This is a genomic window from Enterobacter sp. JMULE2 (assembly GCF_013337145.1).
GTDB classification, from domain to species: domain Bacteria; phylum Pseudomonadota; class Gammaproteobacteria; order Enterobacterales; family Enterobacteriaceae; genus Enterobacter; species Enterobacter mori.
Genome location: NZ_SGWD01000010.1, coordinates 43,113 through 63,232, shown reverse-complemented (window position 1 = coordinate 63,232; position 20,120 = coordinate 43,113). Strand labels below are relative to the sequence as shown.

Sequence of the window (20,120 nt, the reverse complement as noted above, 5' to 3'; positions counted from 1 at the left end):
TAAAACTGTAAGTTGTGTGATCGTCATAACATTAATGGAATATCTATATAGGGCGCATGAATGCTGGAAGTTATAGTCAAGGCAGACAAATTGCACCGTCCGGCCACGTTGAACAAAATTGTTATACGTAAAACATACCCGGCGGTTTACCTGGGGAACACTGATGTCGAACATACAATTGAGGAATGTCACCAAGCGCTTTGGCGACACCGTCACGCTCCACAACGTTAATCTTGATATTGAGGACGGTGAGTTTGCCGTATTCGTCGGGCCTTCCGGCTGCGGCAAATCCACTATGCTGCGCATGATTGCCGGGCTGGAGGAGATAAGCGAGGGTGAAGTGCTGATCGGTAACGAGGTGATGAACGACATCGCCCCTTCCCATCGGGGTGTGGCGATGGTCTTTCAGTCCTACGCGCTCTATCCGCATATGACGGTGGCCGAAAACATGGGCTACGGGCTGAAGGTGAATAAAGTGCCGAAAGATCAGATCCGCCATCAGGTTGAGATGGTCGCCAAAACGCTGCAGCTCTCCCACCTGCTGGACCGCAAACCCAAACAGCTCTCCGGCGGCCAGCGCCAGCGCGTCGCGATTGGCCGCGCTATCGTGCGTAACCCGCGCGTCTTTATGTTCGATGAGCCGCTTTCCAACCTGGATGCCGAACTGCGCGTGGAGATGCGCCTGCACCTCGCTCGCCTGCACCAGGAGCTGAAAACTACCATGGTGTATGTCACCCACGATCAGATTGAGGCCATGACGCTGGCCGATAAAATTGTGGTGATGAACTACGGCAAGGTGGAGCAGATGGGCGCGCCGATGGATCTCTACTACAAGCCGGCGAATAAGTTTGTCGCCGGGTTTATCGGTTCGCCGAAGATGAACTTTCTGCCGGCGACCGTTGAAGCCTGGCAGCCGGGCAAGCTTAGCGTCAGGCTATCACAGCAGAAGTCGCTCACGCTCGCGATAACCACCACACCGCTGCAGCCGGGCAGTCAGGTCACGCTGGGCATCCGTCCGGAACATTTAACCACCGATCTTCACCGCGGCACGCGGCTGGAATTTAACTGTGAAGTGGTGGAGCGACTGGGAAACAATACTTACCTGTTTGGGCAATGCTATGGCCATGACAACGTGAAGATTTTGCTGCCGGGCGACGTGAAGTTCGCGCCCTGGCAGAAGATAGACGTGGCCTTCGACGATCGCCACTGCATGGTCTTTGACGAGCAGGATATCCGGGTGAGCGCGGATATCGACGATGCGGTGCGTTCGGTGGCTTAACGCGCGCCACCGTCAGCCAGCGTTCTCACCGCCCGCCCAAACGCCTCGATCGCCAGGGCAACATCCTCAGCCATCACCGATTCCGCCGGATGGTGGCTGACGCCCCCCTTGCAGCGCACAAACAGCATGCCGACCGGCCAGCGTTCTGCCAGCGCGATGGTGTCATGCCCGGCACCGCTCGGCAGCGATAATGAGCGCCCCTGCACCGATTCAACGGCCTGCCCCAGCAGCTCCTGCAAACGCGCATCGCACGGCGTGGCGGCGATACGGTAAAACTCCTCGGCGCTGAAGCTCAGCCCGCGACGAGCGGCAATGGTTTGCGCCTGCGCCAGCAGTTCCGCGAGCAGTGCGTCCAGCGGGGCATCCTGCGGACCGCGAATATCCAGCGAGAGCGCAACCTCACCGGGGATCACGTTGACCGCCCCGGGCAGGCAGCGCAGTTCCCCGACCGTCGCCACGCGATGACCGCCCCGCTGTCGGGTGGTATTTTCGATCAGCACCATCCACTCGGCGGCGGCGGCAAGGGCATCCTTGCGGTGATTCATCGGCACGGTACCCGCGTGTCCGGCTTCCCCGGTGAAGCGGCAGCTGAGGCGGCGCGCGCCGTTGATGGCTTCCACCACGCCCAGCGCCAGCCCTTCCTGCTCCAGACACGGTCCCTGTTCGATATGCAGTTCCAGACAGGCGCTGAAATCGTCCTGATGGCGTGCCGCCAGCGCCACGCGGGCGGGATCGAGCCCCGCCTGCACCATCGCCTGCGCCACGCTGATGCCGTGGGCATCACACGTCTCCAGCCAGCCCTGCGGCCAGGTGCCCGTAATGCCCCGGCTGCCAAGCAGGGTGATCCCAAAACGGGTGCCCTCTTCGTCGCCAAAGCCGACAATCTCGATGGCCTGGGCCAGATGCCGCCCCTGCTGGTGCAGGCCGTCCACTACTTCGATGGCGGTGAGCACCCCGAGCATGCCGTCGTAGCGCCCGGCGTTGCGCACGGTATCCAGATGCGAGCCGAGCAGCACCGCCTGCGCCCCTTCCTGCGCGCCCTCATAGCGTCCACAGATATTGCCCACGCTGTCCTGCCAGACGGTCATACCCGCCTGGCGCATCCACTCGCCGACCAGCTGGTTGGCCTGCAGATGCTGCGCCGAGAGGTATACCCTTGTCAGCGCATCCGGGGTTTCGCTGATGGCGGCCAGCGCGTCGGCACGCGCCATCACCCGTTCTGCCGCCGGGCTCATTGCGGCGTCTCGCGGCGATAGTGGTCCCACGCAGCCTGCATGGCGGCCCCCTGCGTGGTGGAGAACTTCAGGTAGTTCAGCACCGACTCCAGCGCGCTCAGGGTGGTCATCACGCAGTCTTTGCGCGCGTTGTAGCCCATGGTGCCAATGCGCCACACTTTGCCGTGCAGCGGGCCAAACGAGGTGCCGATTTCAATCCCGAAATCCTCCAGCATCAGCTTGCGCACCTGATCGCCGTTGACGCCCTGCGGGATAACCACGCCCAGCACGTTGTTCATCTTGTGCTTCAGATCGCCGAAGGTCTCCAGCCCCATCGCCTGAATGCCCTTCAGCAATGCATCGCCGTGCAGCCTGTGGCGGGCGATGCCGTTATCCAGCCCTTCCTGCAGGATCAGCCGCGCGCATTCGCGGGCGCCAAACAGCGCGGTCGTGGCTTCGGTGTGGTGGTTCAGCCGCTCCGGCCCCCAGTAGTCCATCACCATGCCAAGATCGAAATAGTTGGAGTAGATCATCTCCTCGTCGCCGTCGCGGTGGGCGTCGGTGCGAATGCCTTCCTCAACGCATTTGCGGCGGCGGATCGCCTCCTCCATGCGCGCGCTCAGGGTGATCGGCGACGTGCCCGACGGGCCGCCAAGGCACTTCTGCATCCCGGCCGAGACGGCGTCCAGCCCCCAGGCGTCGGTCTCCAGCGCGTTGCCGCCGAGGGACGCGGTGGCGTCGGTGTAAAACAGCGCGTCGTAGCGGCGGCAAATCGCGCCAAGCTCCGCGAGCGGCTGCAGCATGGTGGTGGAGGTGTCGCCCTGCACGGTCAGCAGCAGGCGCGGACGAATACGCTTAATCGCATCCTCGACCTGGTCCGGGGTAAACACCTCGCCCCACGGCACCTCGATGGTATGCACCTCCGCGCGGCAGCGGCGGGCAATTTCGCACAGCAGATGACCAAAGCGGCCAAAGACCGGCACCAGCACCTTATCTCCCGGGCGAATGGCGGAGACCAGAACGGCTTCAATTCCCGCGCGGGAGGTGCCGTCCACCAGCATCGTCCAGCGGTTCTCGGTGCGGAACACCCCGCGATAGAGCGCCATCACCTCGTTCATGTAGTGAGTCATGGCCGGATCGTACTGGCCGATCAGCTGGCTCGACATGGCGCGCAACACGCGCGGGTCGGCGTTGATCGGGCCCGGCCCCATCAGCAGGCGCTGGGGCGGATTGATTTGCGGAAATTGTGCGATATCCATTGTTAAGTCCTTATCAGTTGAGGCCGCGCACGGAGGAGATGAACTGCTTCAGTTCCGTGGTCTGCGGGTTGGCGAACAGCGTTTTGCTGTCGCCCTGCTCCCAGACTTTCCCCTGGTGCATAAACACCACGCGGTCGCCCACTTCGCGGGCAAAATTCATTTCATGGGTAACCAGTATGAGCGTCATCCCCTCGGCCGCCAGCTGCTCCAGCACCTTGAGCACTTCGCCCACCAGCTCCGGGTCAAGCGCGGAGGTGATCTCGTCACAGAGTAAAACTTTCGGCGACATGGCCAGCGCCCGGGCAATGGCCACGCGCTGCTGCTGGCCGCCGGAGAGGCTCGACGGGTAGTAATCCAGACGGTCACCGAGGCCGACTTTTTCCAGCATGCGCTGCGCCAGCTCGCGGCATTCGGCGGCGCTTTTCTTCAGCACCCGACGCGGGGCGAGCATCACGTTTTCCAGCGCCGTCATGTGCGGGAACAGGTTGAAGCTCTGGAACACCATCCCGACCGAGCGGCTGATTTCACGCGCCTGAGAATCCCGGTCAGTAATGGTCATGCCGCCCAGCTTGATGCTGCCGTCCTGATAGCCTTCCAGTCCGTTAATGCAGCGCAGCAGCGTGCTTTTGCCCGACCCGCTGCGCCCGATAATGGAGATCACCTGGCCCATGTCGATATCCAGATCGACGCCCTTGAGCACGTGGTTATCGCCGTAGTACTTCTGCACCTGATTAATGGTGATGAGAGGCATTGAATTTCGTCTCCAGATAGCGGCTGTAGCGCGACAGCGGATAACACAGAATAAAGTAGCCGAGCGCCACCAGCGCAAAGACCTTAAACGGCTGATACGTCACGTTGGTCAGCATGGTCCCGGCCTTGGTCAGCTCGATAAAGCCGATGATCGACGCCAGCGCGGTGCCCTTGATCACCTGCACGGCAAAACCGACCGTCGGGGCAATGCCGATGCGCAGCGCCTGCGGGGCGACCACGCGAAACAGGGTCTGGCCAAAGGTCAGCCCCAGACAGCGCGAGGCTTCCCACTGCCCTTTTGGCAAGGCGCGAATACTGCCAAACCAGATGTCGAGCAGAAACGCGCTGGTGTAGAAGGTTAACGCCAGCGAGGCGGCGGTCCACGGCGAAACGTCGATGCCGAACAGCGCCACGCCAAAGAAGGCCAGGAACAGCTGCATCAGCAGCGGCGTGCCCTGGAACAGCTCAATGTAGCCGCGGATGATGCGCCTCACCGCGCGCCCGCCCGTCAGGCGCAGCAGCAGGAGCGGCAGCGTCACCGCCGCGCCGCCGACGAACGCCACCAGCGACAGCAGCACCGTCCAGCGCCCGGCCAGCAGCAGGTTGCGAATAATGTCCCAGTCGGTAAAGGTGGTCATCATGCCTGCACCCCCAGCCATTTGCGTCCCGCCGCCATCATCAGCTGGCGCAGGGTAATCGACAGCGCTAAGTAAATGCCGGTTGTCACCAGATAAACCTCAAAGCTCAGAAACGTTCTGGACTGGATCAGGTTGGCGGCGAAGGTCAGCTCTTCATACGAGACCTGCGACACCACCGACGAGCCGAGCATCACGATGATGCACTGGCTCACCAGCGCCGGGTAAATGCGCTGCAGCGCGGGCGGCAGCACCACGCGAATAAAGGTCTGCAGGCGGGTCAGCCCCAGCACGCGTCCGGCCTCCCACTGCCCTTTCGGCGTGACCTGAATGCCCGCGCGGATAATCTCGGTGCTGTACGCGCCAAGGTTCACCACCATGGCCAACAGCGCCGCTTCTCCCGCCGTCATCTTCAGCCCCAGATTCGGCAGGCCGAAGACGATGAAAAACAACTGCACCACAAACGGCGTGTTGCGGATGATTTCCACGTACGCGCCCCAGAGCCGGCTGAACCAGGTGGTGCGTCCGCTGCGGATCGCCGCCCCGAAAACCCCTGTTGCCAGCCCGCCGACGGTTGCCATCACCGTCAGCTGAACGGTGACCCACAGCCCCGCCAGCAGCTCCGGCCAGTACGGCCAGAGCGCTGAAAAATCGAGTTGCTCAGCCATAGCCTTAAACGCCGAGGCTTGCCGGCAGCGGGGCCTTCAGCCATTGCTCGGACAGGCCGTTCAGCGTGCCGTCCTTAATGCCCTGCTCAATCAGCGCATCCACTTTTGCCTTCAGGGCCGGTTCGTTTTTCTTCAGGCCAATAAAGCACGGCGAATCTTTCAGCATAAAGCTCGGCACCGGGGCTTTATCCGCGTTCTGGCGCGAAATGGCCGCCACCACGAGGTTGCCGGTTGCCACGTACTGCACCTGGCCGGAGAGGTAGGCGGAGAGCGTGGTGTTGTTGTCTTCGTAGCGCTTCACGTCCGCGTCTTTCGGCGCCAGGCCGGTCAGCACCATGTCCTCCACCGCCCCGCGCGTCACGCCGATGGTTTTTCCGCTCAGCGCGGCGGCGTCTTTCAGCTCGGCCCCTTTCGGACCAAACACGCCGAGGAAGAACGGCGCGTAGGCGCGGCTGAAGTCGATCACCTTCTCGCGCTCCGGGTTTTTACCGAGGCTTGAAATGACCAGATCCACCTTATCGGTTTGCAGGTACGGCACGCGGTTGGCGCTGGTCACCGGCACCAGCTGCAGCTTGAGCTTCATCTGTTTGGCCAGATAGCGCGCCATGTCGATGTCATAGCCCTGCGGCTGCAGATCGGTCCCCACCGAGCCAAACGGCGGGAAGTCCTGCGGAACGGCAATGCGGATGGTGCCGCGCTTCTCGATATCCTGAAGCTGGTCAGCCTTTGCCGGCAGCTGTGTGAAGAGGCATGCGGCCCCGGCCAGTGCAATCAACAATTTTTTCATGGTGCTTCCCCGTAACGTTAACATGAAACAAAAGATTCTTTGAATGTGATTTTGCAACTAATGTGCCAGATAAGGCGAAGCGGGGAATATTCTTGTAAAGCCTGATAAAACAAGGACGGGTCGAAAAAACGTGCGTTTTCCCGACCCGACAACTGCACCATTTTAATGCAAAGCACCAGTCTGATGCCCCATTATCGCTGTTCGAGTTCGTCCAGCTGCTGGTAGAGGGAAGCAATGTCGTGAATGCGCGGACGGCCTTTATCAAGAATTTCATGCAGGAAAGCATTCGCCAGCAGGTTGATCAGACTGTTGACCGAGGAGTAGCTGTCATAGGCCGAGACGCTGTCCAGCGGGGCGCAGAGCTGCCAGCTCGCCAGCGGAAACAGGCTGTGCGCCTGCGGCTCGCACATCAGCAGCACCGGAATACCGCTGTTCTGAAGGTGCTGCATCAGCGGGCGGATGATGCGCGGGCGGCGGCGAAAGGCCATCATGACCACCAGATCGTCGGGCGTTAAATCCACCAGCTCTTCGCTCAGGCTCTGCCCCGGCTGCGGCAGCACCAGCACCTGACCGCGCGCCTGCAGCAGCTGCTGGCGCAGGTGCAGCGCCGCCGGATAGGCGTTACGCATGCCGATAATGACGATGCGCCGAGCCTTCACCATGCAGGCCATGGCGTCGGCAAACTGTTGCGCGTCGAGGGCATTGACCCACTGGGTCAGGTTCGCCATCTCCTGCTTATAGTGGCGCGCCAGCAGCGTATTGCCCTGCACCGCATCGCGGTTATCGGTGAGCGGCATCCCGCTCTGGCGCAGGGTGCGCAGCTCGTCGCGCATGTCCTTATATTTCTCATAGCCCAGACGCTTAAACAGACGGCTGACCGTGGCTTTCGACACCCCGCTCAGCTGCGCCAGCTCGGCACTGTTGTAGCTAATCAGGTCGTCAAAATGATCGAAAATAAAATCCGCCACCCGCTGCTCCTGCGGCGACAGCGACGGGTACTGTGCTTTCAGACGTTCATCCAGTTGTTCCATAGCGCCTCTGTAACTTTTGTTTCATTACATTGTACCTTTTATTCTGCGTATTCATTATACGTGCCAGTTTACTGAAACTTTTCTTTCAGAACTGGAACAGCTTTTGCAGCACCTTGTGACTTTCAGGGTTACGAGGACACTTCATGCAAAGTAATGTCTCCACGCACGGCATGGCCGTTGCGCCCCACCATCTCGCCAGCCAGAGCGCGCTGGCGGTGCTGCGCGAAGGCGGCAGCGCGATAGAGGCAATGGTCGCCGCGGCGGCCACCATTGCCGTGGTTTATCCGCACATGAACGGGCTGGGCGGCGATGGCTTCTGGCTCATCGTGCCGCCGGAAGGCGAACCTGTCGCCATTGATGCCAGCGGCGCGGCGGGATCGTTGGCAACGCTCGCCGCCTACGACGGGCTGGCGCATATTCCCCATCGCGGGCCCCGTGCGGCGCTGACCGTCGCCGGTACGGTGAGCGGCTGGGACGAGGCGCTGAAGGTTTCGCGCGAGATGACCGGCAAGGCGCTGCCGCTGGCTCGCCTGCTGGCCGACGCCATTGACTATGCGCAGAACGGCACCCCGGTCACGGCCTCTCAGGCCCATGCCACGGCCAGTAAATTCGACGAACTGAAGACCATCCCCGGCTTCGCGGAAACCTGGCTGGTGGACGGTAAGCCGCCGCAGGTCGGGAGCCGTTTTTACCAGCCCGCCATGGCCACGACGTTGACGCGTTTGGTGGAAGACGGTCTGGACAGCTTTTATCGCGGCCCGCTGGCAAACGTACTGGCGCACGGCATGGAGACGCTGGGGCTGCCCGTGACGCTGGCCGATTTACACGCGCACGCTGCCCGGCGCACCGCGCCGCTGAGGCTGCAGCATCAGCAGGGGGAGATCTTTAACCACGCCCCGCCGACGCAGGGACTGGTCTCGCTGGCGATACTCGGCATCACCGATCGTCTGAACATGGGGGAGGCCGACGATGCCGACACCCTTCACCGCATCGTTGAAGCCACCAAGCTGGCCTTTGGCCTGCGCGATGCCCACATCACCGACCCGCGCGAGCTGAAAACCGATGTTCAGAAACTGCTGGATCCCGCCGCTCTGCAGGCGCTTGCCGACAGGGTTGACGATAGCCGCGCCGCGCCGTGGGGCACCGGAAAAGGCCCCGGCGATACGGTGTGGATGGGGGTGATGGATAACAGCGGGCTCGCCGTGTCGTTTATCCAGAGTATCTATCACGAGTTCGGCAGCGGCGTGGTGCTGCCCGACACCGGCATCGTCTGGCAGAACCGGGGCGCATCGTTCAGCCTCGATCCCAATCATCTTCTGGCCCTCGCGCCGGGCAAGCAGCCCTTCCATACCCTGAACCCGGCGGCGGCGCGTCTCAGGGACGGACGCGTGATGGTCTACGGATCGATGGGCGGTGACGGACAGCCGCAAACCCAGGCCGCGCTCTTTACCCGCTACGCGATTCAGGGCGTGCCTTTACAGGAAAGCATTTCCCGCCCGCGCTGGCTGCTGGGTCGCACCTGGGGACAAACCTCGGACACGTTAAAACTTGAAGGGCGCTTTAGCGCTGAAACGGTCTCACGACTTCAGGCGCTCGGACACGAGGTGGAAATGTTCCCTGACTTCAGTGAAGCGATGGGCCACGCGGGTGCGATTGTCCACCACCCCAACGGGCTGTTCGAAGGGGCATTTGACCCGCGCAGCAACGGCGCGGCCGCCGGATTCTGAGGAGAAAACAATGACCACACAACAGCCCGACTGGCATGCGTATCTTGCGCAAATGGAGTCCGTGCTCGGCGTGACGCTGGACGATGCCCGCCGCGCCGAGCTGCAGCTGCAGTTCAGCCGCATTGCCACTCTGGCCGCCCCTCTGATGGCGCTGCCGCTCGACGACCGTCTGGAGATCGCAGGAGTATACAAAGCATGAGGCTACACGAGATGAGTATCAGCGCGATCCAGCATGCGCTGAGCGCAGGCGAGCTGAGCGCTCGCGAGATTGCTCGCCAGACGCTGGAGGCCATTGCGCGCGTTAACCCGCAGATCGGCGCCTGGACCGCCGTGACGGAAGCGCGCATGCTCGCCGAGGCCGAGAGCATCGACACCCTGCGCCGCGAGAAGCGCCCCCTGCCGCCGCTGGCGGGCGTGCCCTACGCGGTAAAAAATCTGTTCGACGTTGCCGGTCACACCACCCTCGCCGGGGCAGAGCTGTTCAGCCAGAGCCCCGCCGCGGCCGCTGACAGCTTCGCGGTGCGCCAGCTGCGCAGCGCAGGCGGGCTGCTAACCGGGATGGTGAATATGGATGCCTACGCCTACGGCTTCACCACCGAAAACAGCCACTACGGCACGACGCGTAACCCGCACGATCTGGCGCGCATTGCGGGCGGGTCGTCCGGCGGTTCAGCCGCCGCCGTGGCCGCCGGGCTGGTGCACTTTTCGCTCGGCACCGACACCAACGGCTCGATTCGCGTTCCGGCCTCCCTGTGCGGCATCTATGGCCTGAAGCCCACCTTTGGCCGCCTGTCGCGATCCGGCAGCCATCCGTTTGTCGCGAGCCTGGATCATATCGGTCCCTTTGCCCGCCGCGTGTGCGACCTGTCGTCCGTGTATGACGCGCTGCAGGGGCGGGACAGCAGCGACGGTTTTCAGGCAGAGAGCTCGCGCGAGCAGACGCGCCCCCTGCTTGAGCGGGGGCTTGACGGCCTGCGCTGCGCGGTGCTCGGCGGCTACTTCACCACCTGGTGCGACGCGGATGCCCGAGACGCCGTGGCGCGGGTGGCGAAGGCGCTCGACGTGCAGGATGAGCTGCAGTTCCCGGACGCCGAGCTGGCGCGCTCCGCAGCGTTTATCATCAGCGCCTCCGAAGGGGGAAACCAGTACCTGCCCGCGCTTCGCCGTGAGCCCGAGCGTTTTGAGCCGCACTCCCGCGAACGCCTGCTGGCAGGCGCAATGATCCCCTCCGCCTGGTACATTCAGGCCCAGCGGTTTCGCGCACACGCCCGGCAGGCGTTTAAAACCCTCTTCGCGCAGGCCGACGTGCTGATCGCCCCGGCAACACCGCGCAGCGCGACGCTCGCGGGTGAGCAGACCATGGAGATAAACGGCCAGCCGCTCCCCATCCGCGCCAGCATGGGGATGCTGACCCAGCCGATATCATTTTTAGGCCTGCCCGTGACCACCGTTCCGCTGCGCACCGCCCAGGGTGCGCCGATTGGCCTGCAGCTGATTGCCGCGCCGTTTAACGAGCAGGCCTGCCTGCGCGTCGCGCGCGTGCTGGAAGAGAGCGGGATCGCCGATGCCCGTCCGGCGGAGGTGGCCGCATGATGAATCACGATGACATTAACCTGCCGTGGGTGGTTGCCGAGGTGACCGCCGCGTTTTACCGCTATGAAGACGCGCTGGTCAGCAACAACATTGCGGTGCTGGACGAGCTGTTCTGGCACGACAAAAACACGGTGCGTCTGGGGGCGGGTGAAAACCTGTACGGGATTGATGAAATCCGCGCCTTTCGCGCGGCACGCCCGTCCGCCGGGCTGCAGCGTACGTTGCGCCACACCGTCATCACCACCTTCGGCGAGGCTTATGCCGTGTGCAGCACCGAGTTTACCCGCGAAGGGACGGAACGCACTGGACGCCAGCAGCAGACGTGGGTGCGGTTTGCCTACGGGTGGCGCATCGTGGCGGCGCAGGTGAGTTTGATGGTGTAACGCCAACGGGCATGCGACGTCCTGTAGGCCGGGTAAGGCGCAGCCACCCGGCAAAACACGGCACAATTATTTCTGAAACGGATGCACCTCCCGCCAGTGGTCCGCAATCTGCTGGCGGGTACAGACCCACACCCGCTCGTGCTGCTGCACGTAATCCAGGAACCGTTGCAGCGCGCGAAAACGCCCCGGCCGCCCGAGCAGGCGGCAGTGCATGCCGATGGACATCATCTTCGGCGCGCTTTCCCCCTCTTCGTACAGCACGTCAAAACTGTCCTTCAGATAGGTATAAAACTGCTCGGCGGTGTTAAACCCCTGCGCGGTCGCGAAGCGCATGTCGTTCGCATCCAGCGTATAGGGCACAACCAGGTGCGGTTTGCGGGTGCCGTCGCCGCACGTCACCTCTGTCCAGAACGGTAAGTCGTCGCCGTAGTAGTCGCTGTCGTAGTCGAAACCGCCGTGCTCCACCACCAGCTTGCGGGTGTTGGGGCTGTCGCGCCCGGTGTACCAGCCGGTTGGCGGCTTGCCGAACAGGTCGGTCAACACCTGCACCGCTTTATGCAGGTGTTCGCGCTCCTGTTGGATATCCATGTGCTGATAGTGTATCCAGCGCCAGCCGTGGCTCACCACGTCGTAATCCGCGCCCTTGATTGCCTCGACGATCTCCGGGTGACGCGCCAGCGCCATCGCCACGCCAAAGACCGTCAGCGGCAGGCCGCGCTTTTGAAATTCATTGTGGATCCGCCAGAACCCGGCGCGGCTGCCGTATTCGTAGAGGGAGTCCATCGACATGTGTTTATCCGGGTAGCTGGCCGCGCCGATGATGTCCGACAGGAATTGCTCGGAACCGGCATCGCCGTGCAGAACGTGGTTTTCCGCCCCTTCCTCATAATTGAGCACAAACTGCACGGCGATGCGCGCCTGATTCGGCCACCGCGCGTGCGGCGGGTTGCCTGCGTAACCGCGCAGATCCCGCGGGTAATCCTGTTCAAAAAGCGCCATTACGTCTCCCCTCACCTTCAAAATGGATTCAATGCCTGAAACTGCCCGCTTAACGCTTTTTTCTCCGGGAAGGCCAGATCCCCGTGCTTGCTGGTCGACAGCCCCAGCGCCACCAGCGATTCCACCATCTTCACCGCCGCGCTGACGCCGTCGATAACCGGCACGCGCAGCTCTCGTGTCAGCTCCTGCGCCAGCGTCGCCATGCCGCCGCAGCCCAGCACGATGGCGCCACAGCCATCCTCTTTCAGCGCCTGTATACAGCGCGCGCGCACTTTCTCCTGCGCCAGACCGGAGCCGTCCTCCAGCGCCAGCACCGGGAGATCGATAGCGTGCAGCGCCGCGCAGCGATCCTGAAAGCCATACTGGTGCAGCAGATGACGGGCAATAATCAGCGTGCGTGGCAGCGTGGTAACCACCGAAAAACGCGTCGCCACCAGCGTCGCCATATGCATGGCGGCTTCCGCAATTCCTACCACCGGCCCCTGCGCCAGCTCGCGCGCCGCCAGCAGGCCCGGATCGCCAAAGCAGGCGATGACGTGACCATCCACGCCCTGCTCTCTGCCGAGCCTGACCTGTTCGAGAACGCCCACGGCGGCGATGGCTTCATCAAAGTGGCCTTCTATAGACGGCACGCCCGCGCTCGGGCAGACCGCGAGGATCTCCGTCCCCGGTGCCGCCACCGCGCGGGCCGCCGCGCCGATGGTTTCCGTCATCGCGAGGCTGGTGTTAGGGTTGATCACTTGTATACAGACAGAGGACATTACGACTCCTTGTGGCCGGCAAACAGCCGGGCAAAATCAGGCAGGCACTCGCCCGCCCGCTCGAAGCAGAGGCTGGCGACGATATGTTCAAAATGGTGCATTAAGGCATCGCTGAGCGGCTGGAGCGCCTTCTGGCGCAGCAGATCCACCAGCTGTTCGTGATCGTTGCAGCGACAGCCCTGCCGCCACGGCGCGCCCCAAGTGGCAATCACCAGCGAGGAGCGCTGGCTCAGGCCGGTCACCATCTCCGTCAGCACCTGGTTGCCGGAGATCGCCTGCAGCTGAATGTGGAAATTGGCAGAGTGGCGGATCGCCGCCGGGCCGTCGTACGCCTCGTGCGCCTGCTGCTCCTGATGAATAATGGCCTCCAGCGCGGCAAGGTGCGGCGGCTGACAGCGGGCCAGCACGTCCGGCAGGTTGGCCACCTCCAGCAGGGCGCGGGTGCGGAAGATATGCTGCGCCTCTTCCACCGTCGGGCTGGCAACGTGTGCACCACGTTTGGGCGTTAAAGTGACCATTTGCACAGCCGCGAGTCGCTGCAGCACCTTTCGGATGCCCGTGCGACTTACGCCAAACACCTCGGCCAGCGCCTCTTCCGGCAGTTTGCTCCCCGGCAGCAGCTGATGTTCGACAATCGCGGTCATCAGCGCCTGAAAGATGGATTCATCTTTGTCATGCAGGTCTGGCGCGGTCTGCAGGGCGTTTATGTTGTTCATTCACCACTCCGTCTTTTACTCTTCGTTATCGAATCGTATACATAAAAATAAAATATTGCATACAAGATTTATTATTTTGGCCTGGATCCTGCAACACCGTCTGCACTCCCACTCAACGGGTTTTCATTCACAGGAGCAGGTTTCATGCCAAACAGTCAAAACGCGCAGCAGGGTACGGCCGCTGATTCCGGTGCGGTTTACAGCCCACGTCTTTGCAATGAGGATCTGGCACCGACGCGTGACCAGAACTGGAGCTGGTACAACATTTTTTCGTTCTGGATGTCGGACGTCCACAGCATGGGGGGTTATGTTGTCGCCGCGAGCTTCTTTACGCTCGGGCTGGCAAGCTGGCAGGTGCTGCTTTGCCTGCTGGTGGGGATTTGCATCGTGCAGCTGTGCGCCAACCTGGTGGCCAAACCGAGCCAGATGGCGGGCGTGCCTTATGCGGTGATCAGCCGTCAGGCGTTTGGCGTTTTCGGGGCCAATATTCCGGCGGTGATCCGCGGGCTGATTGCCTTCGCGTGGTATGGCATTCAGACCTATCTGGCCGCCAACGCCCTGATGCTGGTGGCGCTGAAGTTCTGGCCGTCGCTCTCTTCGCTCACCACCGGCGCGTTCCTGGGCCTGTCGCATCTGGGCTGGATCTGCTTTGCCATTATGTGGGTCCTGCAGGCGATGGTCTTCTGGCACGGCATGAGCGCCATCAAGCGCTTTATTGATATCGCCGGTCCGGCGGTCTACGTGGTGATGCTGGCCCTTGCAGGCTGGATTGTATACAAGACCGGTTTTGACGGCATTTCCTTCACCCTCGCCAGCAAATCCCTGAGCGCGGGCGAGCAGACCTGGCAGATGATCACCGCGACCGCGCTGGTGGTGTCTTACTTCTCCGGCCCGCTGCTCAACTTTGGCGACTTCTCCCGCTACGGCAAAAGCATGGGCGAGATCCGCCGCGGCAACCGCTGGGGCCTGCCGTTTAACTTCCTGCTGTTCTCCATCGTCACCGTGGTCATTGTCTCCGGCACCCAGTCGCTGTTTGGCCGCATGATCACCGACCCGATCGAGACCGTCAGCCGCGTGGGCAACGATCTGGCCGTGGCGATTGGCCTGCTGACGATGATCACCGCCACCATCGGGATCAACATCGTCGCGAACTTCGTCTCCCCGGCATTTGATTTCTCTAACTGCTCGCCGCAGAAAATCAGCTTCCGCACCGGGGGCATGATTGCCGCCGTCGGCTCGATCCTGCTCACCCCGTGGAACCTGTTCAACTCGCCGGAGCTTATCCACTACACCCTGGACGTGCTCGGGGCGTTTATCGGCCCGCTGTTCGGCATTCTGATTGCCGACTTCTACCTGATTAAGCGCGGCAAGGTGTCGGTTGACGATCTGTTCGACGACACGCCAAAGGGCAAATACTGGTACCGCAACGGCTTTAACCCGAAAGCCATTGGCGCGCTGATCCCGTCCGTGGCCGTGGGCCTGGTGATTAGCTTTATTCCGGCCCTGCATGAGGTGGCGAACTTCAGCTGGTTCATCGGCGTCTTCCTCGGCGGCGTGACCTACCGCTGGCTGGCGCGGGAAGATCGCGAGACGGCAGGCGCGACGTCGTTCGGCTCCCGCGTGGCAACGCAAAAAGAGTAATCCCCTCCTTCCGGCCGCAGCGTGTCTGCGGCCCGTCCATTTTTTGGCACCGTTCTTGCTGCGCCTTATCACCCCGCTACGCAAACACGAAGGCAGGAACCATGATGGATTACCAGACAGCGATCCGCGGTGCATTTTTTGATATTGCCCAGGTCTGCGACAGCGCAGACGCGATTGCCCAACACGCGCGCTACCTTGAGGACGGGCTGCTGTTTATACAGAGCGGGAAAATCCTGGCGCAGATGCCGTGGCAGGAGGGCGAGCAGTATCTTGACCCCCACAAGGGCTACACCGACCTGCGCGGCAGGCTGCTGCTGCCCGGTTTTGTCGACACCCACGTCCATTACCCGCAAACGGAGATGATCGGCGCCTTTGGCGAACAGCTGCTGGAGTGGCTGACCACCTACACTTTCCCGGTGGAGAGCCAGTTTGCCGATGAAGCCTACGCGAAAGAGATCGCCGAATTTTTCATTCAGCAACTGGTGAGCAACGGCACCACCACCGCGCTGGTGTTTTGCACGCTGCACCCGGAATCGGTCGAGGCGCTATTTACCGAAGCCCTGCGCCTGAACATGCGCCTAATCGCCGGAAAGGTGATGATGGACAGGCACACGCCGGACTACCTGAGCGAAGACGCGAAGCAGAGCTACCGGCAGACGCGGGAGTTGATTCAGCGCTGGCACCACCGGGGGCGGCTGGGCTATGCCATTACGCCGCGCTTTGCCCCAACGTCTTCCCCCGAGCTGCTTGCCGCGGTCAGCCTGCTCAGAGAGGAGTTCCCGGATACCTGGCTGCAGACCCACCTGAGCGAAAACCCCAACGAAGTGGCCTGGGTAAGCGACCTCTGGCCGGAGCACGAGCGCTATCTGGACGTGTATCACCACTACGGCCTGACCGGCGAGCGCAGCGTGTTTGCCCACGCGATTCATCTTCACCACAGCGAGTGGCAGTGCCTGCACGACACCGGTTCGGCGGTGGCGTTTTGCCCCACCTCGAACCTGTTTCTCGGCAGTGGGCTGTTTCGCCTGCCCGCCTGCTGGCAGCACAAGGTGCGGATGGGCATCGGCACCGACGTCGGCGCAGGCACCACCTTCAGCATGCTGCGCACCCTGGGGGAAGCCTACAAGGTCGGCCAGCTTCAGAGCTACCGCCTGCGCGCCAGCGAGGCGTTTTACCATGCCACGCTGGGCGGCGCGCACGCCCTCCGCCTGGACGATAAGATTGGCAACTTCGCGCCCGGCAAAGAGGCGGATTTCGTGGTTATCGACCCTGACGTAACGCCGCTGCAGCGCCTGCGCAATCGCCGCTGTCAGGATATCTACGAGCAGCTTTTCGTGCTGATGACGCTCGGCGACGAGCGCAACATCAGCGAGACCTGGGTTAACGGCGAGCGGGTATGGTCAACTGCCCCGGTAGGTTGACCACCCGCCGGGCGCAATCACAAACGGCAGGTGGAAGTGCTCGCCTGCCGTTTCTCCCGTCACAAAATCAATTTGCGCGCAGGGGTAGAGCGTGTCGCGACCTGTTTCGCTAAACCACGCGCCGATCTCCGCCACCAGCCGATAGCGGCCTTTTGGCAGGAAAGGGACAAATTCGGTGATGCGACCCTTTACGTTGGTCACGCCCGTCGCCATGATTTCGCCCTCCCGTTCAAGATGAACCGTCACGCCCTCTGCGGGTTGGCCCGTCGAGATATCCAGAATATGGGTGCTGAGTGTGCTCATTCGCTAATGACTCCTTCCAGACGTAGTAACGTAATTTCCCGCAGCTGTTCCAGCGCGGCCAGTACTTCCTGCGCATCGCTGTTTTCAAGCCGCGCGTGCAGCGCATGTAAAATGTCTTCGCCGCTGCGGTCCTTCGCGCGGATCAGAAAGACGCGCCCGAAGCGGGCCTCGTAGCGGGCATTCCCCTCGCGCAGCGCCTGGGCAAGGGCGGCATCGCGGTCATTCACCGCGCCCTGCTCCTGGCGCGACAGCGCCGCCTCTGCCTGTGAGCCCGCCGGCTTTTCCCCGATGCGTGGATGGGCGCTCAGGGCCTGCGCCAGCGCCGCGTCGTCCCAGGCTTGCGTCAGCGCGTTTGCCGTACTGAACAATTCGTCCCGGTTGGCGTAGGGCCGCCCCAGAGCCAGCGCGTTGGCCCAGCCGGGGAGCGCCACGCAAGGGTGAATCAGCGCTAACGCCTTTTCGTGGGGAAGATGATTGAACTCGTGCAGTGCGATCATAGCGTCTCCTTTATTGTCATCCTCCGGGTTCTTGCACAAACCACGCCATTCTGAGCGCAGGCGTGAAACAGTCGATTCCGTAGAGCTCAACAGGAAATTATTGATTCATAAAAAGGCACCTTCACCGCGTTTGCGCACCTTAGCAGTGCAAACTCACCGCTCACAACGCCGTTTTCGCCACTTTGCAGCCTGGTACGCAAATTGCTGACTGTTTTTACACCCTGCAAAAGGAGAGAAGCATGAAAGCAATCGTTATTGGTGCGGGAATTGGCGGCCTGAGCGCCGCCGTCGCGCTGAAGAAAGCGGGCATCGACTGTACCGTGTTTGAAGCCGTAAAAGAGATCAGGCCCGTCGGGGCGGCCATCTCCATCTGGCCTAACGGCGTGAAATGCATGCAGCACCTCGGCATGGGCGACATCATCGAGACGTACGGCGGTCCGATGCGTTTTATGGCCTACAAGGATTACCGGCGCGGCGAGACCCTGACCCGCTTTAGCCTTGCCCCGCTGGTTGAGCGTACCGGCGGGCGTCCCTGCCCCGTCTCGCGCGCTGAACTCCAGCGCGAAATGCTGGACTTCTGGGGTCGCGACAGGGTGCAGTTCGGCAAGCGTGTGGAACACGTTCAGGAAGACGACGCGGGCGTGAGCGTGACCTTTACCGATGGCAGCACGGCAACAGGCGATTTTCTGATTGCCGCCGACGGCAGCCACTCGGCGGTTCGTCCGTACGTGCTGGGCTACACCCCGGAGCGCCGCTACGCCGGGTACGTGAACTGGAACGGGCTGGTGAAGATTGATGAAGAGATAGCCCCGGCGCACCAGTGGACCACCTTCGTTGGCGAAGGTAAACGCGTGTCGCTGATGCCCGTCTCCGGCGGTCGTTTCTACTTCTTTTTTGACGTGCCGCTGCCCGCGGGGCTGGCGGAGGATCGCACCACCCTGCGCGCCGATCTCACGGGCTACTTCCGCGGCTGGGCGCCGCCGGTGCAGACGCTTATCGCGGCGCTGGATCCCGAGACCACCAACCGCATTGAGATCCACGACATCGAGCCGTTCGACAGCCTGGTGCGCGGCAACGTCGCGCTGCTCGGCGATGCCGCGCACAGCACCACGCCGGATATCGGCCAGGGTGGCTGTGCGGCGATGGAAGATGCCGTGGTGCTGGGGGAATGCCTGCGTGAAAACCACAGCATTACGCTGGCGCTGCGGCAGTACGAAGCACTGCGCTGCGACCGGGTGCGCGACCTGGTGCTAAAGGCACGTAAACGCTGCGACGTCACCCACGGGAAAGACATGGCGTTGACGCAGGCCTGGTATCAGGAGCTCAAAGAGGAGACCGGCGAGCGCATCATCAACGGTCTGTGCGAGACCATTCAGGGCGGCCCGTTAGGCTGAACGTAAGAGGGATAACGATGAAAAGAGAACCGACTCCACCCGCCCACTGCACGTTTGAACCAGAGGACTGGCTGCGCCTGGCGAAATGCTGGCATCCGGTCGCGCGCGCCTGCGACGTCGGTCCGGCACCGGTCAAAGCGACCCTGCTGGATGAACAGCTGGTGATTTACCGGATTAACGACCAGGTCGTGGTCGCCCGTGACGTCTGCCCACACCGCGGCGTGCCGCTGACGCTCGGCTTTCACGACGAGCACGGGATTATCTGCCCCTACCACGGCCTCCGCTTTGGCGAGGACGGGCGCTGCAACCGTATTCCGTCCAGCCCCGACCAGCCCGTTCCGGCGAAGCTGAACCTGATTAACTACGCCGTGGAGGAGCGCTTCGGCCTGATCTGGACCTGCCTGGCCTTTGACCCGGACAATCCTGCGCCGCTGCCCACCATGCCGCACTGGGATGACGCAGGCTTTCAGCAGATCAACTGCCCGGCGTTTGAGGTGAATGGCTTCGCCGGGCGACAGGTGGAGGGGTTTCTGGACGTGGCGCACTTTGCGTGGATCCACACTGATACCTTTGCCGATCCCAATAATCAGCTTGTGCCCGCCTATCAGCCGCAGGAGACGCCGTTCGGCTTCGTGGCGGATTACTGGAGCTCCGTGAGCAACTATCCCGCCGGTTCACCCGTGCAGGTGCCAGAAGGGTTCCAGTGGCTGCGCCATTTTGAAATGCATCTGCCGTTTACCGCCACTCTGACGATTCATTTTCCGGGAGAGTCGAGACTGGTGATCATGAACGCCGCGTCGCCCGTGTCATCGCGCGTCACCCGCATGTTCGCCCCTATTGCGCGCAACCTTGACCTGCATATTCCGGTGGAAGACGTGCATGCCTTTAACCTGCGCATCTTCGAAGAGGATCGCCTGATGGTGGAAACCCAGCGTCCGGAAAGCCTGCCGCTGGACCTGACGCTGGAAGCCCATATTCCCGCTGACAAAAGCTCAATAGCCTACCGTCGGGGACTGAAAAAAATGGGCTTTGGCGAGTTTTTCCTGGTATGACGGAGGCCGA

At 62.2% G+C, this 20,120-nt stretch carries 20 protein-coding genes and 1 pseudogene; 9 read left to right on the top strand and 12 right to left on the bottom strand.

Annotation, left to right across the window (positions count from 1 at the left end; genetic code table 11):
- Positions 1-163 precede the first annotated feature (163 nt).
- The gene (locus EXW94_RS01100) at positions 164-1,279 is read left to right on the top strand and encodes an ABC transporter ATP-binding protein (RefSeq protein WP_108416054.1); all 1,116 of its coding nucleotides are present in this window, start codon (positions 164-166) and stop codon (positions 1,277-1,279) included.
- On the opposite strand, the gene hpxK is transcribed toward EXW94_RS01100, so the two are convergent.
- The 7 genes from hpxK to hpxU form a co-directional block, all read right to left on the bottom strand.
- Complete coding sequence (gene hpxK, locus EXW94_RS01095; RefSeq protein WP_108416053.1) at positions 1,276-2,514, bottom strand: allantoate amidohydrolase; 1,239 nt, start codon at positions 2,512-2,514, stop codon at positions 1,276-1,278. The genes EXW94_RS01100 and hpxK overlap by 4 nt on opposite strands.
- Positions 2,511-3,752, bottom strand: a complete 1,242-nt coding sequence (locus tag EXW94_RS01090; protein ID WP_174339322.1) for an alanine--glyoxylate aminotransferase family protein — start codon at positions 3,750-3,752, stop codon at positions 2,511-2,513. Before EXW94_RS01090 ends, hpxK begins: the two co-directional genes overlap by 4 nt.
- A gap of 13 nt (positions 3,753-3,765) precedes the next feature.
- The gene (locus EXW94_RS01085) at positions 3,766-4,503 is read right to left on the bottom strand and encodes an amino acid ABC transporter ATP-binding protein (RefSeq protein ID WP_008499843.1); all 738 of its coding nucleotides are present in this window, start codon (positions 4,501-4,503) and stop codon (positions 3,766-3,768) included.
- Entirely contained in the window at positions 4,484-5,140 is a 657-nt protein-coding gene (locus EXW94_RS01080; RefSeq protein WP_071787484.1) for an amino acid ABC transporter permease, read from the bottom strand. Before EXW94_RS01080 ends, EXW94_RS01085 begins: the two co-directional genes overlap by 20 nt.
- Positions 5,140-5,805 (bottom strand): amino acid ABC transporter permease, encoded by a 666-nt coding sequence (locus EXW94_RS01075; protein ID WP_148399664.1) that lies wholly within the window; start codon positions 5,803-5,805, stop codon positions 5,140-5,142. Before EXW94_RS01075 ends, EXW94_RS01080 begins: the two co-directional genes overlap by 1 nt.
- A gap of 4 nt (positions 5,806-5,809) precedes the next feature.
- The gene (locus EXW94_RS01070) at positions 5,810-6,592 is read right to left on the bottom strand and encodes a transporter substrate-binding domain-containing protein (RefSeq protein ID WP_010429429.1); all 783 of its coding nucleotides are present in this window, start codon (positions 6,590-6,592) and stop codon (positions 5,810-5,812) included.
- A 191-nt stretch (positions 6,593-6,783) separates the two neighbouring features.
- Positions 6,784-7,623, bottom strand: coding sequence for a MurR/RpiR family transcriptional regulator HpxU (gene hpxU, locus EXW94_RS01065; protein WP_174339321.1), 840 nt, complete (start codon positions 7,621-7,623; stop codon positions 6,784-6,786).
- Positions 7,624-7,766: 143 nt separating this feature from the next.
- Between hpxU and hpxW the strand changes: the two genes are divergently transcribed.
- The 4 genes from hpxW to hpxZ are packed head-to-tail and all read left to right on the top strand — an operon-like array spanning position 7,767 to position 11,326.
- Positions 7,767-9,350 carry an oxamate amidohydrolase gene (gene hpxW, locus EXW94_RS01060; RefSeq protein ID WP_174339320.1) on the top strand — a complete coding sequence of 528 codons (1,584 nt, stop codon included), beginning with the start codon at positions 7,767-7,769 and terminating at the stop codon, positions 9,348-9,350.
- Positions 9,351-9,360: 10 nt separating this feature from the next.
- Complete coding sequence (gene hpxX / locus EXW94_RS01055; protein ID WP_174339319.1) at positions 9,361-9,549, top strand: oxalurate catabolism protein HpxX; 189 nt, start codon at positions 9,361-9,363, stop codon at positions 9,547-9,549.
- Positions 9,546-10,943, top strand: a complete 1,398-nt coding sequence (locus EXW94_RS01050) for an AtzE family amidohydrolase (protein ID WP_174339318.1) — start codon at positions 9,546-9,548, stop codon at positions 10,941-10,943. The genes hpxX and EXW94_RS01050 overlap by 4 nt, the downstream gene beginning before the upstream one ends.
- Positions 10,940-11,326, top strand: a complete 387-nt coding sequence (gene hpxZ, locus EXW94_RS01045; RefSeq protein WP_174339317.1) for an oxalurate catabolism protein HpxZ — start codon at positions 10,940-10,942, stop codon at positions 11,324-11,326. Before EXW94_RS01050 ends, hpxZ begins: the two co-directional genes overlap by 4 nt.
- Before the next feature lie 66 nt (positions 11,327-11,392).
- Here hpxZ and puuE read toward each other — a convergent pair whose 3' ends face one another.
- The 3 genes and pseudogenes from puuE to EXW94_RS01030 form a co-directional block, all read right to left on the bottom strand.
- On the bottom strand, positions 11,393-12,292 hold the full coding sequence (gene puuE, locus EXW94_RS01040) for an allantoinase PuuE (protein ID WP_254797810.1): 900 nt from the start codon (positions 12,290-12,292) through the stop codon (positions 11,393-11,395).
- Positions 12,210-13,086, bottom strand: a pseudogene (gene hpxA, locus EXW94_RS01035) (allantoin racemase). Before hpxA ends, puuE begins: the two are co-directional and overlap by 83 nt.
- A complete protein-coding gene (locus tag EXW94_RS01030) occupies positions 13,086-13,802 on the bottom strand; it encodes a GntR family transcriptional regulator (protein ID WP_174339315.1) in 717 nt (238 codons plus the stop codon). Before EXW94_RS01030 ends, hpxA begins: the two are co-directional and overlap by 1 nt.
- Positions 13,803-13,946: 144 nt before the next feature.
- Here EXW94_RS01030 and EXW94_RS01025 point away from each other — a divergent pair, with 144 nt between their 5' ends.
- Together EXW94_RS01025 and guaD are read left to right on the top strand one after the other, a co-directional pair.
- Entirely contained in the window at positions 13,947-15,443 is a 1,497-nt protein-coding gene (locus EXW94_RS01025; RefSeq protein WP_023335187.1) for an NCS1 family nucleobase:cation symporter-1, read from the top strand.
- Between the two features lie 104 nt (positions 15,444-15,547).
- Entirely contained in the window at positions 15,548-16,864 is a 1,317-nt protein-coding gene (gene guaD, locus EXW94_RS01020) for a guanine deaminase (RefSeq protein ID WP_174339314.1), read from the top strand.
- Here the strand turns inward: guaD and uraH are convergent.
- Both uraH and uraD read right to left on the bottom strand, forming a co-directional pair.
- Positions 16,844-17,167 carry a hydroxyisourate hydrolase gene (gene uraH, locus EXW94_RS01015; protein ID WP_042718743.1) on the bottom strand — a complete coding sequence of 108 codons (324 nt, stop codon included), beginning with the start codon at positions 17,165-17,167 and terminating at the stop codon, positions 16,844-16,846. The genes guaD and uraH overlap by 21 nt on opposite strands.
- On the bottom strand, positions 17,164-17,664 hold the full coding sequence (gene uraD, locus EXW94_RS01010) for a 2-oxo-4-hydroxy-4-carboxy-5-ureidoimidazoline decarboxylase (RefSeq protein ID WP_174339918.1): 501 nt from the start codon (positions 17,662-17,664) through the stop codon (positions 17,164-17,166). The genes uraH and uraD overlap by 4 nt, the downstream gene beginning before the upstream one ends.
- A gap of 239 nt (positions 17,665-17,903) precedes the next feature.
- Here uraD and hpxO point away from each other — a divergent pair, with 239 nt between their 5' ends.
- Both hpxO and hpxD read left to right on the top strand, forming a co-directional pair.
- Entirely contained in the window at positions 17,904-19,058 is a 1,155-nt protein-coding gene (gene hpxO / locus EXW94_RS01005; protein ID WP_174339313.1) for an FAD-dependent urate hydroxylase HpxO, read from the top strand.
- A gap of 17 nt (positions 19,059-19,075) precedes the next feature.
- On the top strand, positions 19,076-20,110 hold the full coding sequence (gene hpxD, locus EXW94_RS01000) for a molybdenum cofactor-independent xanthine hydroxylase subunit HpxD (RefSeq protein ID WP_120158497.1): 1,035 nt from the start codon (positions 19,076-19,078) through the stop codon (positions 20,108-20,110).
- The last annotated feature ends 10 nt before the right edge of the window (positions 20,111-20,120 follow it).

What these genes read in the sequence shown, in the direction of transcription:
- hpxO (WP_174339313.1), top strand. Translation starts at nt 17,904, where the DNA reads ATGAAAGCAATCGTTATTGGTGCGGGAATTGGCGGCCTGAGCGCCGCC.
- EXW94_RS01075 (WP_148399664.1), bottom strand. Translation starts at nt 5,805, where the DNA reads ATGGCTGAGCAACTCGATTTTTCAGCGCTCTGGCCGTACTGGCCGGAG.
- EXW94_RS01080 (WP_071787484.1), bottom strand. Translation starts at nt 5,140, where the DNA reads ATGACCACCTTTACCGACTGGGACATTATTCGCAACCTGCTGCTGGCC.
- EXW94_RS01030 (WP_174339315.1), bottom strand. Translation starts at nt 13,802, where the DNA reads ATGAACAACATAAACGCCCTGCAGACCGCGCCAGACCTGCATGACAAA.
- hpxZ (WP_174339317.1), top strand. Translation starts at nt 10,940, where the DNA reads ATGATGAATCACGATGACATTAACCTGCCGTGGGTGGTTGCCGAGGTG.
- hpxK (WP_108416053.1), bottom strand. Translation starts at nt 2,514, where the DNA reads ATGAGCCCGGCGGCAGAACGGGTGATGGCGCGTGCCGACGCGCTGGCC.
- uraH (WP_042718743.1), bottom strand. Translation starts at nt 17,167, where the DNA reads ATGAGCACACTCAGCACCCATATTCTGGATATCTCGACGGGCCAACCC.
- guaD (WP_174339314.1), top strand. Translation starts at nt 15,548, where the DNA reads ATGGATTACCAGACAGCGATCCGCGGTGCATTTTTTGATATTGCCCAG.
- hpxX (WP_174339319.1), top strand. Translation starts at nt 9,361, where the DNA reads ATGACCACACAACAGCCCGACTGGCATGCGTATCTTGCGCAAATGGAG.
- EXW94_RS01090 (WP_174339322.1), bottom strand. Translation starts at nt 3,752, where the DNA reads ATGGATATCGCACAATTTCCGCAAATCAATCCGCCCCAGCGCCTGCTG.
- EXW94_RS01025 (WP_023335187.1), top strand. Translation starts at nt 13,947, where the DNA reads ATGCCAAACAGTCAAAACGCGCAGCAGGGTACGGCCGCTGATTCCGGT.
- hpxW (WP_174339320.1), top strand. Translation starts at nt 7,767, where the DNA reads ATGCAAAGTAATGTCTCCACGCACGGCATGGCCGTTGCGCCCCACCAT.
- hpxD (WP_120158497.1), top strand. Translation starts at nt 19,076, where the DNA reads ATGAAAAGAGAACCGACTCCACCCGCCCACTGCACGTTTGAACCAGAG.
- EXW94_RS01070 (WP_010429429.1), bottom strand. Translation starts at nt 6,592, where the DNA reads ATGAAAAAATTGTTGATTGCACTGGCCGGGGCCGCATGCCTCTTCACA.
- EXW94_RS01050 (WP_174339318.1), top strand. Translation starts at nt 9,546, where the DNA reads ATGAGGCTACACGAGATGAGTATCAGCGCGATCCAGCATGCGCTGAGC.
- EXW94_RS01085 (WP_008499843.1), bottom strand. Translation starts at nt 4,503, where the DNA reads ATGCCTCTCATCACCATTAATCAGGTGCAGAAGTACTACGGCGATAAC.
- EXW94_RS01100 (WP_108416054.1), top strand. Translation starts at nt 164, where the DNA reads ATGTCGAACATACAATTGAGGAATGTCACCAAGCGCTTTGGCGACACC.
- uraD (WP_174339918.1), bottom strand. Translation starts at nt 17,664, where the DNA reads ATGATCGCACTGCACGAGTTCAATCATCTTCCCCACGAAAAGGCGTTA.
- hpxU (WP_174339321.1), bottom strand. Translation starts at nt 7,623, where the DNA reads ATGGAACAACTGGATGAACGTCTGAAAGCACAGTACCCGTCGCTGTCG.